A 16,361-nucleotide genomic window follows, 5' to 3' on the forward strand; every position below is an offset into this window, starting at 1 on the left:
CATGACGAGTCGCCGCGTCTGCATCGTGACTCCCGCGTACCTCGCGTCGACGCCGCGCGTCGTCCGAGAAGCCGATGCTTTGGCGGCCGCCGGATACCGCGTGCGCGTTGTCTTCACGCAGGGACCGATCGAACGGCTCCGGGCGTTCGACGACGCGCTCATCGCGGAGAGGGCGTGGCGTGCCGACGCGTTCAAGTGGTCCGCGGATCGAGCCGCCGAGCGGCGAGCCTTTCAGTTGACGGGCGTTCGTCACCGCGTTGCACGCTGCCTGTCGCCCGGCCCCTTCGACCTGCCCGGACTCGCGGAGCGCGGGGAAGGGCGCATCTACCCCGAGTTGGCGCGGCTGGCCGCGCGTGAACCTGCCGATTTGTTCATCGGGCACTATCCCGCCGGTCTGGCGGCGGCGGCCTGGGCCGCTCGCCGGCACGCCGCACGGCTCGGATACGACGTCGAGGATTTGCACGCCGACATCGTGCCGGATGCGCCGGAATGGCAACGACCCCGCGCGCGGATCCTCACGGTGGAGCGTCGCTACGTGCCGGCGTGCGTGCACTTGACCGCCGCGTCAGGGCCGATGGCGGACGCGTTCGCGGCACGCTACGGAACGGCGCGGCCCGTCGTGGTCCACAACTGTCATCCCTGGGCGGAACGCGCCGCGATGGACGGCCGCGTGATCGATCGCACGGGGGCCGAGTTGTCGCTGTTCTGGTTCTCGCAGACGATCGGGCAGGATCGTGGCATCCAGGATGCCATCCGTGCCATGGGTCGGGTTCGTCGCCTCGTGCAGATCCACCTTCGCGGCTCGATTGACGACGGGGTGCGACGGACGCTGCTCGAGGTGGCGAGCGCCGCGGGAGTCGGCGCGCGAGTCCATTTCCATCCGCCGTGTGCACCGCGCGATCTTCTGTCGCGTGCCGCCGAACACGACGTCGGGCTCGCCCTCGAAGTGGGCGACAGTCTGAACAAACGATTGACGGTGTCGAACAAGCTGTTTCTGTATCTCACGGCGGGGCTCGCCGTGGCGGCCACGGACGTTCCGGGCCAGCAGGGCGTTGCCGACACCGTTCCGGCTGCCGTCGCGACGTACAGCGCAGGCGACATCGGCGCGCTCGGTCAGTTGCTGGACGGCTGGGCGTCCGATCCGGATCGGTTGTCCGCGGCAACGCGTGCGGCGCTCGACGCGGCGCGCACGCGGTGGAACATGGAAGCCGAAGCGGAGTCGCTCGTCCGGGCCGTCGGGCAGTGCTTCACGCCCGGCGTACCGGCGGCCGTTCATGCCTGACGTGCGCAACGTCCTGCTGATCACGCCGCACTTTCCGCCGGATGCGTCGGCCGCCGCGCATCGCGTGCGCCTGCTCGCGCCGTACCTGCCGAAGTACGGGTGGCAGCCCACGGTCCTCACTTGTCGTGAGGACGCGTACGAAGGCGCCCTCGATCCGGCGCTCGCGGCGTTCGTCCCGGCGTCGCTGCGCGTCGTGCGCGCGCCGGCGTGGCCGGTGCGATTGACCCGCTCGGTCGGCATCGGCGACCTGGGGCTGCGCAGTTTCGCCGGGCTGCGGCGCGCGGCGTCGGCGCTGTGCGCGAGCGAGCCGTTCGATGCGGCGTTCATCACGATCTTTCCGAGCTACACCGCGCTGCTCGGACCGTGGCTCACGCGCCGGTTCCGCGTCCCGTTCATCCTCGACTATCAGGATCCCTGGGTGAGCGCCTGGGGCGCGGAGGTGGGTGGGCGTCCCGACGGCGGCGTCGACGTGAAGAGCCGGCTCAGCCGGACGTTGGCGGGATGGCTCGAACCTCGCGTGGTGAAGGCCGCGGCCGCGATCACGGCCGTGTCAGCCGGCACGTTCGAGCCGGTGCTGCGCCGCAACCCCGACATCCAGCCGATCACCGAGGCGATCCCGCTCGGCGCCGAGCCGCAGGACTTTTGCCAGGAATGGTCCCCGCGTGTGGCGTTGCCCTTCGATCCGGCCGATGGGCAGCTCCATGTCTGTTATACGGGCACGATGCTGCCGCTCGGCCGTGAAACGTTGCGGGCCGTGCTGGCTGCCGTCGCGCGCGTGCGCGACGAACGGCCGGCGCTCTACACGCGCCTGCGGCTGCACTTCATCGGGACGAGCAACCAGAGCGTCGCGGCCGAGACGTATCGCGTGCTGCCGATCGCGCGCGAACTGGGCGTCGCCGACGTGGTCGACGAACAGCCCGCGCGCCTGCCGTACTCGGCCATCGTGCAGGTGCAGCAGCATGCCGGTGCGCTGCTGGCGCTCGGCAGCAGCGAGCCGCACTACACCGCGAGCAAGATTTTTCCGTTGCTGCTGGCGCGGCGGCCCCTGCTCGCCGTCTATCACGAGGCCAGCACGGTGGCCGACGTGCTCGGCGCGATCGGCCCATCGCGCGCCGTGGCGCTCGTCACGTATGGCGATGACGTGCGCGCGGCGGCGCGCATCGGGGCGATCTACGACCGGCTGCTCGAGGTGCTGGACGAGGCCGCGTCGCCGGGACCTGCGCGCATGGATCTCTCGGGGCTGGGCGACTACTGGGCCGAAGCGCTCGCCGGCCGCCTGGCGCGCGTGCTCGATCGGGTCGTCGACGCGAGGGCGGCGTGACGGCGATCGCCGCGCCCCTTCGCGTCGGCATCCTCGCGACGCATCCGATCCAGTACTACGCGCCGTGGTACCGAGCCCTCGATCGGTTGCTGGATCTCGAGGTGCTGTTCAGTCACCGCCAGACACCCGAAGGCCAGGCCCGCGCCGGTTTCGGCGTCGAGTTCGACTGGGATGTCCCGGTGCTCGACGGCTACCGACACACGTTCCTGCGCAACGTCGCGCGCCGTCCTGACGTGGGGGCCTTCTGGGGCTGCAACACGCCGGACGTCGGCCGGATCATCGCGGCGCGGCGATTCGATGCCGTCATCGTCCATGGCTGGGCGACGTTGAGCTACTGGCAGGCGATGATCGCCTGCTGGCGCACCGGCACGCCGCTCATCGTCCGCGGCGATTCCACGCTGGCGATGCCGCGTCCCGGATGGTGGCGGGCGCTGAAGGCGCCTGCTTTTCGGCTGTTCATTCCCCGCTTCGACGCCTACCTCGTCGTCGGGGCGCGCGCGAAGGAGTACCTCACGCACTACGGGGCGCGTGACGATCGGTGCTTCGATGCGCCGCACGCGGTGGACAACGCGTTCTTCGCCGAGCGTGCCGACCGGCTTCGTGAGGATCGCGCCGGCCTCCGCCGCGCCTTCGGGTTGCCGGAAGACGGTGTCGTCCTGCTGTTCGCCGGCCGGCTGGTCGACATGAAGCAGCCGATGACGTTCGTCGAGGCCGTCGCCGGTCTGACGGCGCGCCACCGCGGCGTGGCGGCGCTCGTGGCGGGCGATGGCCCGCTGCGGGCGGCGCTCGAAGCACGCGTCGCCCGCGAAGCGTTGCCGATACGCGTTGCGGGGTTCCTGAACCAAACCGAGATGGCGCGCGCCTACGCGGCGGCCGATGTGCTGGTGCTGCCGTCCGACGGCCGCGAGACCTGGGGCCTCGTCGTCAACGAAGCGATGGCGTGCGGGCTGCCCGCGGTCGTGAGCGATCGCGTGGGGTGCGCGGCGGATCTGGTGCGTGCGGACGAGACGGGCGCGGTGTTCCGCTTCGGGTCCGTGTCGGACTTGACCAGACGCCTCGAGCCCATCGTGCTCGACGCGTCGTACCGCGATCGGTTGGGGCGACAGGCTCGCGCGCACATCGCGCGATGGGACGTCTCGATCGCCGCCGCCGGCACGGTGCAGGCCGTCCGCGTCGTACGCGCGCGGCGCGCCGGTGAGGCGTCGCGCTCGTCGGGGGCCGAGGTGACGGCGCACCAGGCGGCGCGAGGCAGGAGCTCGCGGTGACCGATCTGGCGTACTGGGTCGCCATCTGGCTCGCGGCCGCCGCCTTCGTCGTCCTGCGGCACTGGCGGGTCCACCGCGGCGTCGGCCTCGTGCTCGGCTACGTCGTGAGCTTCGGGGCGCTGCACTGGCTCGCCTCGTCGTTCAACCTGCTGCCCTGGAATCGCCATCGCGCGGAGGACCTCGTGACCCTCGGCATGCGCGAGAGCGCGCTCGCGATGGTGATGTTCGCCGCCGGCGCGGAGATCGTGCTGCAGCTTCGACGCGCGCGGACCGGCTCCGCGAACGTCACGAGCGACGAGGGCATCGCCATCAACCATGGCGCGGTGAACTTCTACCTCGTCGCAGGCGTCGCGCTGCACGTCGTGCTGCTGCCGATCGCCCGCGGACTGCCGAGCGTGACGGCACTCGTGTCGACCGGATCCACGCTCATGGTCACCGCCCTGGGCCTCAAGTGCTGGAACGCCTGGCACGAGCGCCGCTCGCTCGCCATGCTCGGCTGGCTCTTCGTCAGCGCCCTGCTGCCGTTCTTCACGGTGGCGACGCAAGGCTACCTGGGGTACGGACTCGCGGGAATGCTGATGGTGCTCGTGTTCCTCGCGGCGTTCTACGGACCGCGGCTGAAGCTCCTGGCGATCGCGGTGCTGTTCGCCTACACCGGGTTGTCGGTCTACGTCACCTACATGCGGGATCGCGCGTACATCCGGTCGGTGGTCTGGAGCGGCAGCAGCCTCGACGATCGGCTGGCCAGCGTCGTCGACTCGGTGTCGCAGTTCGAGTGGTTCCAGATTCAGGACCCGCGACATCTGGCCCGCGTCGGCATCCGGCTGGATCAGAACTTCCTGGTGGGATCGGCGGTCGCACGCGTCGACGCGCAGCAGGCCACGCTGGCGCACGGCGCGACGATGATCGAGGCGGTCTATGCGCTCCTGCCGCGCGCGCTCTGGCCCGAGAAGGCGATCGTGGCCGGCAGCGGCGATCTCGTCTCGACCTACACGGGATTCCGGTTCTCGGCCGACACGAGCGTGGGCGTGGGCCAGGTGCTCGAGTGCTACGTCAACTTCGGCACGGCGGGCGTGCTCGTGTCGTTCATGATCCTCGGCGCCTTGACGGCGGCCGCCGACGGCCGCGCGTTGCGCGCGCTGGCCGGCGGCGACATCCGCCGGTTCACGATGTGGTACGTCCCGGCCATTGCGCTGCTCAACGTCGGCGGGTCGTTCGTCGAGGCGACCTCGACGGCCGCCGCCGGACTGGTCATGGCCGCGCTCGTCGGCGGCTTGACCGTGCGGTTGTACGTGCCTCGGCCGATGCTCGGCGAGGCGGGCGCGCCAGAACCCGTGCGGGGCGCGCAATGAGCCGGGCGGCCTGCGCGGCCATCACCCTGGCGGAGACGGGCGGCGGCGTCGCGGCGGCCGCCAGGCTGATCTGGGGCGCGTTCGAATCCCGATGGGGGAGCGATGCGACCCTCGTCCTTTTGGATCCGCGCGCCGGCGGCGCGACGCCCGGCCTGGCGTCGCGCGTCTCGTTCGGCGCGAAGCTGATGGCGGCTCAAGCCCGTCACGCGACCGACTGGATTCTCTACACGCACTTGTCGCTCGCGCAGGTCCAGGACTTCGTCCCTGGCAGCATGCAGCGCCCGTACGCGGTGTTCCTGCACGGCATCGAGCTGTGGCGTCCGCTTCAACGCCGCCAGCGAGCCGCGCTCGAAGGCGCGCGATTGCTGGTGGCGAACTCCGCCTACACGGCCGGCCGCGCGTCGGAGATGCACCCGTGGCTCGGTCCTGTAGCGGTGTCGGGGCTCGCGCTGCCGGAGACGGCGAGCGATGCGCAGCTCCAGACGTCGCGCGAAGCATCTGCAGTGCCGTCGGTGCTGATCGTCGGACGCATGTCGTCGGCCGAGCGGTACAAGGGCCACGATCAGCTCATCGAAGCCTGGCCAGCCGTTCGGCGAGCCTGTCCCGACGCGCGGCTTGTGGTCGTCGGCGACGGCGACGATCGGCCGCGGCTGCAGGCCAAGGCGGCGGCGACGACGGTCTCGTCAGGCGCCATCGTGTTCACGGGATTCGTGGGCGCGGCGGAGCTTCGCGAGCTGTACCGTCAAGCGTGGATCTTCGCGATGCCCAGCCGGTGCGAGGGCTTCGGCCTCGTCTATCTCGAAGCCATGCGGCACGGCCTGCCGTGCATTGGGGCGATTCACGACGCGGCTCGCGAGGTCATCGATCCGGACGTGACCGGCGTGCTCGTCGACCAGGGCGACGTCTCCACCCTGGCTGCGCACGTGATCCGCCTGCTCGGAGACGACGCGCTGCGAGCGTCGATGGGGCGCGCGGGCCGGCGTCGAGTCCAGGAGCGCTTCAGCCGCGCACGCTTCGAATCACGTTTGATGTCGCTGGTCGACGAGGCGTTTGGCGCTTCTGCCGGCACACGCTCCTTCGTCGCCAGCGACGCGCCATGCCGGGAGACGACGCGGTGAGGCGGACCGTGCTGCACGTCATCCCGTCGGTCGCTCCCCGCGACGGCGGGCCGAGCGCTGCGGTGCTCGGCATGGGCCGCGCGCTCCGGACTCTGGGCTGGGACGCGCAGATCGCCACGACGGACGCGGACGGTCGCACGCGCCTGCCGGTGGACCTCGGCCGCACGGTCGACCATCACGGCGTGCCGACGATCTTCTTCGCGCGGGCACTTGGTGTCGGATTCAAGTGGTCTCCGGCGTTGGCGCAGTGGCTGAGGCAGCACGTGACCGACTACGACGTGGTGCACGTCCACGCGGTGTTCTCGCACTCGTCGATGGCTGCCGGCCGTGCCTGTCAGGCGGCCGCCGTGCCGTACCTGGTGCGTCCGCTCGGCACGCTGGATCCCTGGAGCCTCGGTCGCAAGGCCTGGCGAAAACGTCTGCTCATGGCAGGCGCGGGCCGGCGTCTGCTCCGCGGCGCGGCCGCGATGCACTACACGACCGATGAAGAAGGACGACTCGCCGAAACGGCGCTGCGCGGGCTGCCGCGGCCGATCGTCGTGCCGAACGGCGTGGACGACGAGTGGTTCCAGGTCGGTCCGGCCGGCGCGAACGTCACGCCGCGGCTCCTCTCGATGTCGCGGCTGGATCCGAAGAAGGGCATCGACCGGCTGATCGCCGCGTTCCATTCCATCGCCGACGAGCCGCACGCGCGGGCCTGGCGCTTGACGATCGCCGGCGACGGCGAGCCGTCGTACGTCTCGACGCTGCGGGCGCTTGCGCGCGACGGCGCCGGACGCGGCCGCATCGACTTTCCGGGGTGGGTTCACGGCCGGGACAAACGCGCGTTGCTCGCGGCGTCGGCACTGTTCGTCCTGGCGTCGCGGCAGGAGAATTTCGGGATTGCGGCCGCTGAAGCGCTCGCCGCCGGCCTGCCGGTCGTGCTGTCGGCCGGCGTGAACCTCGCGCACGACGTTCGCGCGGCCGGTGCCGGGTGGACGGCCGGCGAGACCACGGAGGCGCTGGCCGATGTGCTCAGCCTCGCGATGCGAGGCGGCGAGGAACGCCGGCGCCGCGGGGCGCGCGGACGCCGCATGGCCGAGGCGTTTCGGTGGCCGGCGGTCGCGGCCGCGCTGGTAGACGCGTATGTCACCGCGGCGTCGCCGGACACACCCACGCGATCGGCGGCCGGGGTCGTGCAATCGCACGCCGAAACACCGGCGCACGGGCTGAGCTGATGTGCGGGATCGCGGGCGTCATGTGCTGGGGTGAACCGCCGAATCCGGCGTCCATCGGCACCGTCGAGCGCATGGTGGCCTCTCTCGGACATCGAGGACCTGACGGCCGTGGCGTCGCTGTATGCGCGGGCGATCTCGATCACCGTGGGCCCGGTCCGCAGGTCGTGTTCGGGCACACGCGGCTCGCCATCCTCGATCTGTCGGAGCGTGGCGCACAGCCGATGCGGAGCGCCGACCGCGACGTCTGGATCACGTTCAACGGCGAGATCTACAACTTCGCCGACTTGCGCGCCGAGCTCGAGCGGGACGGCGCGCGCTTCCAGAGCCGCACCGACACCGAGGTGCTCCTGCGCGGCTACGAGCGCTGGGGTGAGGACGTGGTCTTGCGGCTGCGAGGGATGTTCGCCTTCGCGATCTGGAACGGCGAACGGCGGACGCTGCTCGTGGCGCGAGATCGGCTGGGCATCAAACCGCTGTACTTCCATCGTGGCGATCGTTGCCTGCTGTTCGCGTCGGAGATTCGCGCGTTGCTCGCGAGCGGACACGTGGCCCGCCAGCTCGACCGCACGGCGCTCGCGACCTTCCTGGCGTACCAGTCGGTGCCGCCGCCGCGCACGCTCGTCGAGGGCGTCGAGATGCTGCCGCCCGGCACGCTGCTTCGCGTGGACGGCGCGGGGCAGGTGGTCGAGCGTCAGTACTGGGACCTGCTCGATGGAGCGGTGACGTCACCGCAGCACGATGGCGACGTGGGGCGCGCCCGTCGCGAGGTTCGCCGGCGCCTGGCGGAAGCGGCCGCGCTGCACCTCGTGAGCGACGTGCCGGTCGGCGTGTTCCTGTCGGGAGGGATTGATTCGAGCGCGCTCGTCGCCCTGACCCGCGAGGCCGGCCGCGTCCCGCACACGTTCTCCGTCATCCTGCCGGGCAGTGCCGAGGACGAGAGCCGGCACGCGAGGGTGGTCGCTCGCCGGTTCGGCGCGGTGCACGAAGAGATCTCGCTGTCGGGGCAGGACGTTCGCCGGCAAATCCCCGAGGCGCTCGCGAGCGTGGACCACCCGAGCGGCGACGGGATCAACACGTTTGTCGTCGCGCGCGCGGTGCGCACGGCGGGCGTGACGGTGGCACTGTCGGGCCTGGGAGGCGACGAGGTGTTCGGCGGCTACCCGTCGTTCGCCCGCATGCGCCGCCTCGCCGCACTGGGGCCGCTGTGGAAGCACTCGCCGCCGCCGCTGCGCCGGCTCGCGGCCGCGGCCGTGCGCGCGATTGGTGGTGAGTCGGTGCCGTCGACGAAAGCCGCCGCGGTGCTCGAGACCGACGCGAGCCTGCCGCGCGCGTTTCCGATCACGCGTCAGGTGTTCGACGAGGCCACCCGTGCTCGGTTGCTCGGACGGAGCCGGCCCGACGCCGACGATCCGTATGTCGCCTTGCTCGAGGAGGCGGCGTCGCGTTGTCGCGACGTCGAGGCGATGAGCCTCGTGTCGTACGCCGAGTGCCGGACGTACATGCACGACGTGCTGCTCCGAGACGCCGATCAGATGAGCATGGCGCACGGCGTGGAGGTCAGGGTGCCGTTGCTCGATCATCCCCTCGTCGAGCACGTGGTCGGCCTGCCGGCGTCGGTGAAGCTCGTCGCGGGACGGTCGAAGCCGCTGCTCGTCGACGCGCTCGATGGTCTGCTGCCGCCCGAGATCACCGAACGGCCCAAGCAGGGTTTCGTGCTGCCGTTCGCGGACTGGATGCGCACCGATCTGCGGAGCCTGTGCGAGCACCATCTCGGGCGCGGCGGCCTCGGCGGCCGCGAGGCGCTGGTCGCCGGCGCCATCGAGGACGTCTGGCAGCGGTTTCTCGCACGGGATCGGTCGACGAGCTGGTCGCGCCCGTGGGCGCTGGTCGCGCTGAACGCCTGGATGGAGGCCTGTGGCATCGAGGCCTGACACGGGGCTGCTGGCTCAGGTCACGCCGCTCGTGTTGACCTACAACGAGGCGCCCAATCTCGATCGCACGCTCGCGATGCTCCAGTGGGCGGCCCGGATCGTGGTGGTCGACAGCGGCAGCGCGGACGGGACGCTCGAGATCTGCCGCCGCTATCCGGCGGTCGACGTGTTCGCGCGAGCGTTCGACGGGTTCGCCGCGCAGCGCAATTTCGGGCTGGACCAGGTGCGCACGGCCTGGGTGCTGTCGCTCGACGCCGACTACGTCTTGACGCCGGAAGCGATCGAGGAACTGAGGACGCTCTTGCCCGACGAGCGCACGACGGCCTACCACGCGAGGATGACGTACTGCGTGTTCGGCCGTCCGCTGCGCGGTTCGCTCTATCCGCCGCGCATCGTGCTGTTCCGCCGGGATCGCGCGCGGTACGTCCCCGACGGCCACAGTGAGCGGCTCGAGTTCACCGGCGCATCAGGGTGGCTGCGCGCCGGCGTGCGGCACGACGACCGCAAGCCGCTCGAACGCTGGTGGGCCGACCAATGGCGGTACGCCTCGCAGGAGGCCCAGCACCTCCTCGACTCGCCGGCGCCGGCGCTGACGACGATCGATCGGATCCGCCGGCGAACACCGTTCGCGCCGGCCGTCGTGCTGGCGTACGGCCTGATCTGGCGCGGTCTGGCGTTCGATGGGTGGGCCGGGTGCTACTACCTCGCGCAGCGGATGCTCGCGGAACTGCTGCTGCTCGCCCAACTGGTCGACCGGCGGCTGCGTCCATCGAGTGCGGCCGTTGAGACGCCCGGCGATCGATACGGGAGGACACGATGACGTCAGCGACCGGGATCGCGGAGCCGCTCGAGCGCGATGCGGAGATCGTCATCGAGCCGGGAGGCGCGATCCGTCACTACTGGCGCGATCTCTGGCACTACCGCGAGCTCTTCTACATCCTCTCGTGGCGCGACGTGGCGGTGCGCTACAAGCAGACCGTCGCCGGCGCCGGATGGGCGGTCGTGCAGCCCTTCGTGAGCATGGTCATCATGAGCGTGATCTTCGGCAAGATCGCGGGGCTGCCGTCAGAGGGCCGTGCGCCGTACCCGCTGCTCGTGTTCGCCGGCATGCTGCCGTGGCAGTTCTTCTCGAATGCGCTCCTCGCCTCGAGCCAGAGCCTGGCGAGCAACGCGAACCTCGTGTCGAAGGTGTACTTCCCGCGGCTCATCGTGCCCGCGAGCCCGGTGCTCGTCTCGTTGATTGACTTCGCGGTCTCGGCCGTCGTGCTGGTGGCCATGATGGTCTGGTTCCAGTTCTGGCCGACCTGGCGCGTCGTCACGCTGCCGGCGTTCGTCGGGCTCGCGATCGTCGCCGCATTCGGCCCCGCGCTGCTCATCTGTGCGATGACCGTGAAGTACCGCGATTTCCGCTTCGTGATTCCGTTCCTGATGCAGTTCGGTCTGTACATCAGCCCGGTCGCCTACAGCAGCGCCGTCGTCCGCGAGCGCATCGGCGAGCCGCTGTTCCTCCTGTACGCCGTCAATCCCATGGTCGGCGTCATCGACGGGTTCCGCTGGGCCCTGGTAGGGCAGGGCGCGATCTTCTGGCCCGGGTTCCTGATCTCGAGCCTGTGCGCCGTCGTGATGTTCGTCGCCGGGCTTCGCTACTTCCGGACGACCGAGCGCACGTTCGCCGACCTCGTGTGACCGTCGCGATCCTCCATGGCTGACATCGTCATCAGCGCCGAGCGGTTGGGCAAACGCTACCGCATCCGCCACAACGCGGAGCGCAGCGAAGGCTTCCGGCACAAGGTGCAGACGGTCGCCACCGCGCCTCTCAGGTGGCTGAGATCGACGAAGGACGCCGGACGTGAGGGCACGATCGGCATGCCCGCCGTCGAGGACTTCTGGGCGCTGCGCGACGTGTCGTTCGACGTCCGGCGCGGCGAGGTCATGGGCATCGTCGGCCGAAACGGCGCGGGCAAGTCCACGCTGCTCAAGCTGCTCAGCCGCATCACGGAGCCCACCGAGGGGCGCGCCCGGATCCGAGGGCGTGTGGCGAGCCTGCTGGAGGTCGGCACGGGATTCCACCCGGAGCTGACCGGACGCGAGAACATCTTTCTCAACGGGACGATCCTCGGCATGTCGCGCCGGGAGATTCAGCAGCGCTTCGACGAGATCGTCGCCTTCGCCGAAATCGAGCGTTTCCTGGACACGCCCGTGAAGCGCTACAGCAGCGGCATGTATCTGCGGCTCGCCTTCGCCGTCGCGGCGCACCTCGAGCCCGAGATCCTCATCGTCGACGAGGTGTTGGCCGTCGGCGACGTCGCCTTCCAGAAGAAGTGCATGACGCGGATGGGAGACGTCGCCCGCGGCGGCCGGACGATCCTGCTCGTCAGCCACAGCCTGGCGGCGATCGAGTCGCTGTGCGCGTCGTGTCTCGTGATCGACAAGGGACGGTTGACCTATGCCGGTGCGGCGGCGACCGCCGTGCAGCGCTACCTGGCCCAGGAGACCGTGATGTCGGGCGAAGAAGTCGTGCTCGCCGGCCATCCCGGCCGGATTGCCGACTCGAGGCCGGCGATGCGCTCGGTGACGATCTGCAACGAGGCGGCGGAACCGTCGCGCGCCATCCGCATGGGCGATCGCTGCTCGATCGCCGTGCGCTTCGCGCATGACGAGGCGATCGCTCCCGTGCTGAGCCTCGTCGTCCGCACGAGCGGCGGCATGGCGGTCTTCAGCGTCAACAGCCGGATCGTCAGTACAGGGGGCCCGGTGGCGCCGCGGGATCGTGGGGTCGTCACCGCCACGTTCGAGCGGCTTCCGTTGATGCCCGGCTCCTATCTCGTCGATTTGTTCTTCGGCGACGCGTACGCGGACTTCGACTGGATCGAGAGCGCCATCAGCTTCGACGTGCTCGAGGCCGACGTCTTCGGCACCGGCAAGATCGCGCCGCGCGACGCGGGTGTCGTCTACTGCCCGGCGACGTTCTCGGTGACCAGCGACAGCGCCGACCGGGTGGCGGCGCTCGACATGATGGCGTCTGCCTGAAGGTTTGTCGACGATCGTGCGTCTTCTCATCGCCGAGCAGTGGCCGCGGTTCGCCGGCGGCTCCGAACGCATGAGCCTGTCGCTCGGGCGGCATGCTCGTGCACACGGCTGCGAGATCTGGCTGGCGTACGAGCAGCCGGGCGACATGCTCGCCGCCTACGAGCAGGCCGGCATCCGGACGATGGCGATGCCGATCCGGCCGCTGGCGGCGCGCCGGCCCGGCGCGGCGTGGCGTGCTGTGCGCAGCCTGCGGCGGCTCGTGCGGCGTGAGCAGATCGACCTGGTCTTCACGTCGCAGGTGCCGCTCGTGCCGGCCTTGGCGGCCGCCGTGTTCGGCACTCGCGCGCGGACGGTCGTGCACCTCGGGCTCGTGTACGACTTTCCGTCGCCGATCTTCCAGCGAGGGATGCGGGCGATCGACCTGGGTATCGCGCCGTCCGATCACACGGCTGAAGGATGGCGCGCCCGCGGCTGGCCGGCCGGCACGTTGCAGGTGATCGAGAACGGGGTGGACATCATGACGTTCTCGCCAGGCGACGGGCGCGACGCGGCTCGGCGGCGGCTGGGGCTGCCGCCGGCGGTGCCGCTCGTCGCGTACGTGGGCAGGCTCACGGCCGCCAAGGGCGTCTTCACGCTGGCCGAAGCATTCGCCGCGTATCGGCGCCGCGGAGGCAGCGCGCGGCTGGTCTTCGCAGGGGCGGCGCCAGGCGACGAAGCGATGCAGCTTGCGGCGTTCGCCCATCAGGCCGGCATGGCGGATGACGTGTTGGCCGTCTGGCCTCCGCTGTCGACGCCCGAGGATCTCTATCGGGCCGCCGACCTCGTGGTCGTGCCGTCGGAGTGGGACGAGCCGTTCGGTCTCGCGCCGCTCGAAAGCGCGGCGTGCGGGACGCTGGCGATCGTGAGCGATCGCGGGCGCCTGCCGGACTTCGTGCGTGCCGTCGGGCCCTGTGCCGTGACCCGGGCGGGCGACGTCGACGACGTGAGCACCTGCCTGCTGTACTGGCTGGCCGAACGCGAGCGGCGCGAGGCCGCCGCACAGCGTGTGCACGAGGACGTCGTCCGTCGATTCGGGTTCTCGGCGTGCGGCGACGCGTACCTCCAGGCATTCAGCCGCATGGTGGCGGCGTGACGGCCGTGCGTCGCGAGGTGTCGGTGCTGATCCCGGTTCGCAACGGCGAGCCGTTTCTCGCCGAGACGATCGAGGCCGCGCTGGCACAGACGCTGCCGCCGCTCGAGGTCATCGTGGTCGACGATGGATCGACGGACGGATCGAGAGAGGTGGCAGTGCGCTTCGCGCCGCGCGTGTCGGTGGTCTCCAACACCGCCGGTCGCGGCGCCAGCGCGGCCCGCACGTGTGCCTCCAGGCTCGCGCGCGGCGCGTACTTCCAGTACGTCGATGCCGATGATCTCCTGCACCCGCACGCGCTCGAGGCCCGCGTGAGCGCGCTCGAGGCGACCGGCGCGGCCGTGGCGATCAGCGACTGGCGGCGGCTCGTGCCGAGCGAGCGTGGATGGTGTGCGTCGAAGACCGAAGTGGGCGACCTCGCGAGCCTGGCGCCGCCGTGGGATCTGCGGGTGTTCGAAGGGTTCTGGGCTCCCCCCGCCGCGATCCTGTACCGGCGGAGCGTCTTCGAGGCCGTGGGGCAGTGGCACGACGGGCTGCCGGTGATCCAGGACGCGCGGTTTCTCTTCGATGCGGTGCGGCACGGAGCGCGGCCCGTGCACGTCCACGGCGTGGGCGCCGATTACCGGCAGCACGGCGCGGGAAGCCTCTCGTCGGCGAGCGCGTCGCGATTCTGGGGCGACGTCTATCGGAACGCGCTCGAGGTCGAGACCATGTGGCGTGAAACGAACGAGCTGGATGCGCCTCATCGCCGGGCGCTCGCCGACGCCTACGCGTTGTGCGCGCGGACGTCGGTCGCCGCGGATCAGGAGCTGTTCGCTCAGAGCTGCGCGGCGCTGCGGCGGTTCGCCGACCATCACCGCTCGCGGTTCGGTAGGGCAGCGGCGGCGCTGAGCGGGTGGTTCGGCGCCAGCGTGGCCCGGACCGTGCTGAACGCGGCCCGCCGGCGGGAGGCGCCACCGGCATGAACATCCTCGGGATCAACGCCTACCACGGCGATGTGTCAGCCGTGCTCGTGCGCGATGGGCAACTCGTTGCGGCGGTCGAGGAGGAGCGCTTTCGCCGCATCAAGCACGTGGCAGGCTTTCCGGCCGAGGCGATTCGGTCGTGTCTGGCGATGGGCGGCATCACGGGACGCGACGTCGCGCACGTCGCCGTGTCGCGCAACCCGAAGGCCAACCTCATCCGCAAGGGCTGGTTTGCGCTCACGCAGCGCCCCGGCGGTGCGCTGGTGAAGGACCGCGCCGCGAACTACCAGCGCGTCGCGCGCATTCCCGAGGCCGTGGCCGAAGCCCTGCACCTGCAGCCTGGCGACTGCCGGCCCGCCGTGCACTGGGTCGAGCACCATCCGTCGCACCTCGCCAGCACCTTCTTCGTCTCGCCGTTCGACGAGGCCGCGGTGTGCGCGATCGACGGCTTCGGCGACTTCGTCAGCACGTCGTGGGCGGTCGGCCGTGGCGCCAGGCTCGACGTTCGCCACCGCGTCTGCTTTCCGCACTCGCTGGGGTTGCTCTACCTCGCCATCACGCAGTACCTGGGATTCACGAAGTACGGCGACGAGTTCAAGGTCATGGGCCTCGCGCCGTACGGCGCCCCTGATTTCACCCGCGAGATTCGCGAGCTGATTCGCCTGCAGCCCCGCGGACGGTTCGAGCTCGACCTCTCCTACTTCCAGCACTGGACCGGCGAGGCGGCGATGACGTGGGACGAGGGCGAGCCGGTCATCGGGCGAGTGTTCACCGAGCGGCTCGAGGCGCTGCTCGGCCCGGCCCGCAGCGCGGCCGAACCGGTGACGCCGCGGCACGAGGCCATCGCGGCCTCGTTGCAGGTCGTCTTCGAGGACGCCGTCTTCCACGTGCTCGACGCCGTGCACGCCGACACCGGGCTGACGCGCCTCTGTCTGGCGGGCGGCTGTGCGATGAACAGCGTGGCCAACGGCCGGATTCGCGAGCGCACGCCGTTTCGCGAGGTCTACATCCAACCGGCGTCCGGCGACAACGGCACGGCGCTCGGCGCGGCGTACTGGGTCTGGCATCAGGTGCTCGGCCAGCCACGTTCGTTCGTCATGACAGACGGCTACTGGGGGCCGTCGTTCGATGCCGCGGCCGTCGACGCCGCCCTCGCCGCGAGGCGCGCGGATCTCGACGCGCAGCGCTGCACGATCCAGGTCATCGGCCGCGAAGACGACCTCTGCGCGTTCACCGCCGACCGTATCGCCGACGGCCTGGTGATCGGCTGGTTCCAGGGTGGGATGGAGTGGGGCGCGCGCGCGCTCGGCAATCGCAGCATCCTTGCCGATCCGCGGCGGGCAGACATGCGCGAGATCATCAACACGAAGATCAAGTTTCGCGAGAAGTTCCGGCCGTTCGCGCCGTCGGTGGCGATCGAAGCTCATCGGGACTACTTCGTCGGCGCCGTGCCCGACCCGTTCATGCTGCAGGTGTATCCCATTCGCCCCGAGAAGCGCGCGGTCGTGCCGGCGGTGACCCACGTGGACGGCAGCGGCCGGCTGCAAACGGTCAGCGAGGCGACGAACCCGCGCTACTGGCGATTGATCCGGGCATTCGAGCGGCGCACGGGCGTGCCCATCGTCCTCAACACGTCGTTCAACGAGAACGAGCCCATCGTCCACCAGCCGGCGGAGGCGCTCGATTGCTTCCTGCGCACGCGCATGGACGTTCTCGTGCTGAACGATCGCGTCGTCACCAAGGGCTGACCG

Annotated in this window: 13 protein-coding genes; all 13 read left to right on the forward strand. The window is 70.6% G+C overall.

All coding sequences use genetic code 11. The annotated features are described in order from the left end of the window. Position 1 precedes the first annotated feature (1 nt). From IT184_02905 to IT184_02965, 13 genes are read left to right on the forward strand one after another with little or no spacing between them, the layout of a single operon-like run. Positions 2-1,282 carry a glycosyltransferase gene (locus IT184_02905; protein ID MCC7007742.1) on the forward strand — a complete coding sequence of 427 codons (1,281 nt, stop codon included), beginning with the start codon at positions 2-4 and terminating at the stop codon, positions 1,280-1,282. Further along, on the forward strand, positions 1,275-2,603 hold the full coding sequence (locus IT184_02910; GenBank protein MCC7007743.1) for a hypothetical protein: 1,329 nt from the start codon (positions 1,275-1,277) through the stop codon (positions 2,601-2,603). Before IT184_02905 ends, IT184_02910 begins: the two co-directional genes overlap by 8 nt. Beyond that, the gene (locus tag IT184_02915; protein MCC7007744.1) at positions 2,600-3,868 is read left to right on the forward strand and encodes a glycosyltransferase family 4 protein; all 1,269 of its coding nucleotides are present in this window, start codon (positions 2,600-2,602) and stop codon (positions 3,866-3,868) included. Before IT184_02910 ends, IT184_02915 begins: the two co-directional genes overlap by 4 nt. Beyond that, the gene (locus IT184_02920; protein ID MCC7007745.1) at positions 3,865-5,220 is read left to right on the forward strand and encodes a hypothetical protein; all 1,356 of its coding nucleotides are present in this window, start codon (positions 3,865-3,867) and stop codon (positions 5,218-5,220) included. Before IT184_02915 ends, IT184_02920 begins: the two co-directional genes overlap by 4 nt. Beyond that, positions 5,217-6,338, forward strand: coding sequence for a glycosyltransferase family 4 protein (locus IT184_02925; protein ID MCC7007746.1), 1,122 nt, complete (start codon positions 5,217-5,219; stop codon positions 6,336-6,338). Before IT184_02920 ends, IT184_02925 begins: the two co-directional genes overlap by 4 nt. Beyond that, positions 6,335-7,555: a glycosyltransferase gene (locus IT184_02930; protein MCC7007747.1), complete on the forward strand. Its 1,221-nt coding sequence runs from the start codon at positions 6,335-6,337 to the stop codon at positions 7,553-7,555. Before IT184_02925 ends, IT184_02930 begins: the two co-directional genes overlap by 4 nt. Next, positions 7,555-9,486 (forward strand): asparagine synthase (glutamine-hydrolyzing), encoded by a 1,932-nt coding sequence (gene asnB, locus IT184_02935; GenBank protein ID MCC7007748.1) that lies wholly within the window; start codon positions 7,555-7,557, stop codon positions 9,484-9,486. Before IT184_02930 ends, asnB begins: the two co-directional genes overlap by 1 nt. A 7-nt stretch (positions 9,487-9,493) precedes the next feature. Next, positions 9,494-10,306: a glycosyltransferase family 2 protein gene (locus tag IT184_02940; GenBank protein ID MCC7007749.1), complete on the forward strand. Its 813-nt coding sequence runs from the start codon at positions 9,494-9,496 to the stop codon at positions 10,304-10,306. After that, on the forward strand, positions 10,303-11,172 hold the full coding sequence (locus tag IT184_02945) for an ABC transporter permease (protein MCC7007750.1): 870 nt from the start codon (positions 10,303-10,305) through the stop codon (positions 11,170-11,172). Before IT184_02940 ends, IT184_02945 begins: the two co-directional genes overlap by 4 nt. 15 nt (positions 11,173-11,187) lie before the next feature. Next, on the forward strand, positions 11,188-12,516 hold the full coding sequence (locus tag IT184_02950; protein MCC7007751.1) for an ABC transporter ATP-binding protein: 1,329 nt from the start codon (positions 11,188-11,190) through the stop codon (positions 12,514-12,516). A gap of 16 nt (positions 12,517-12,532) precedes the next feature. Then, positions 12,533-13,648: a glycosyltransferase family 4 protein gene (locus IT184_02955; protein MCC7007752.1), complete on the forward strand. Its 1,116-nt coding sequence runs from the start codon at positions 12,533-12,535 to the stop codon at positions 13,646-13,648. Continuing rightward, complete coding sequence (locus IT184_02960; protein MCC7007753.1) at positions 13,645-14,610, forward strand: glycosyltransferase family 2 protein; 966 nt, start codon at positions 13,645-13,647, stop codon at positions 14,608-14,610. Before IT184_02955 ends, IT184_02960 begins: the two co-directional genes overlap by 4 nt. Further along, a complete protein-coding gene (locus IT184_02965) occupies positions 14,607-16,358 on the forward strand; it encodes a carbamoyltransferase (protein MCC7007754.1) in 1,752 nt (583 codons plus the stop codon). Before IT184_02960 ends, IT184_02965 begins: the two co-directional genes overlap by 4 nt. The last annotated feature ends 3 nt before the right edge of the window (positions 16,359-16,361 follow it).

The sequence above is a fragment of the Acidobacteriota bacterium genome, assembly GCA_020853395.1.
Lineage (GTDB): Bacteria > Acidobacteriota > Vicinamibacteria > Vicinamibacterales > SCN-69-37 > JADYYY01.

Excerpts from the sequence above, each read along its gene's own strand:
- IT184_02905 (MCC7007742.1), top strand. The coding sequence starts at position 2 with ATGACGAGTCGCCGCGTCTGCATCGTGACTCCCGCGTACCTCGCGTCG.
- IT184_02910 (MCC7007743.1), top strand. The coding sequence starts at position 1,275 with ATGCCTGACGTGCGCAACGTCCTGCTGATCACGCCGCACTTTCCGCCG.
- IT184_02925 (MCC7007746.1), top strand. The coding sequence starts at position 5,217 with ATGAGCCGGGCGGCCTGCGCGGCCATCACCCTGGCGGAGACGGGCGGC.
- asnB (MCC7007748.1), top strand. The coding sequence starts at position 7,555 with ATGTGCGGGATCGCGGGCGTCATGTGCTGGGGTGAACCGCCGAATCCG.
- IT184_02945 (MCC7007750.1), top strand. The coding sequence starts at position 10,303 with ATGACGTCAGCGACCGGGATCGCGGAGCCGCTCGAGCGCGATGCGGAG.
- IT184_02950 (MCC7007751.1), top strand. The coding sequence starts at position 11,188 with ATGGCTGACATCGTCATCAGCGCCGAGCGGTTGGGCAAACGCTACCGC.
- IT184_02965 (MCC7007754.1), top strand. The coding sequence starts at position 14,607 with ATGAACATCCTCGGGATCAACGCCTACCACGGCGATGTGTCAGCCGTG.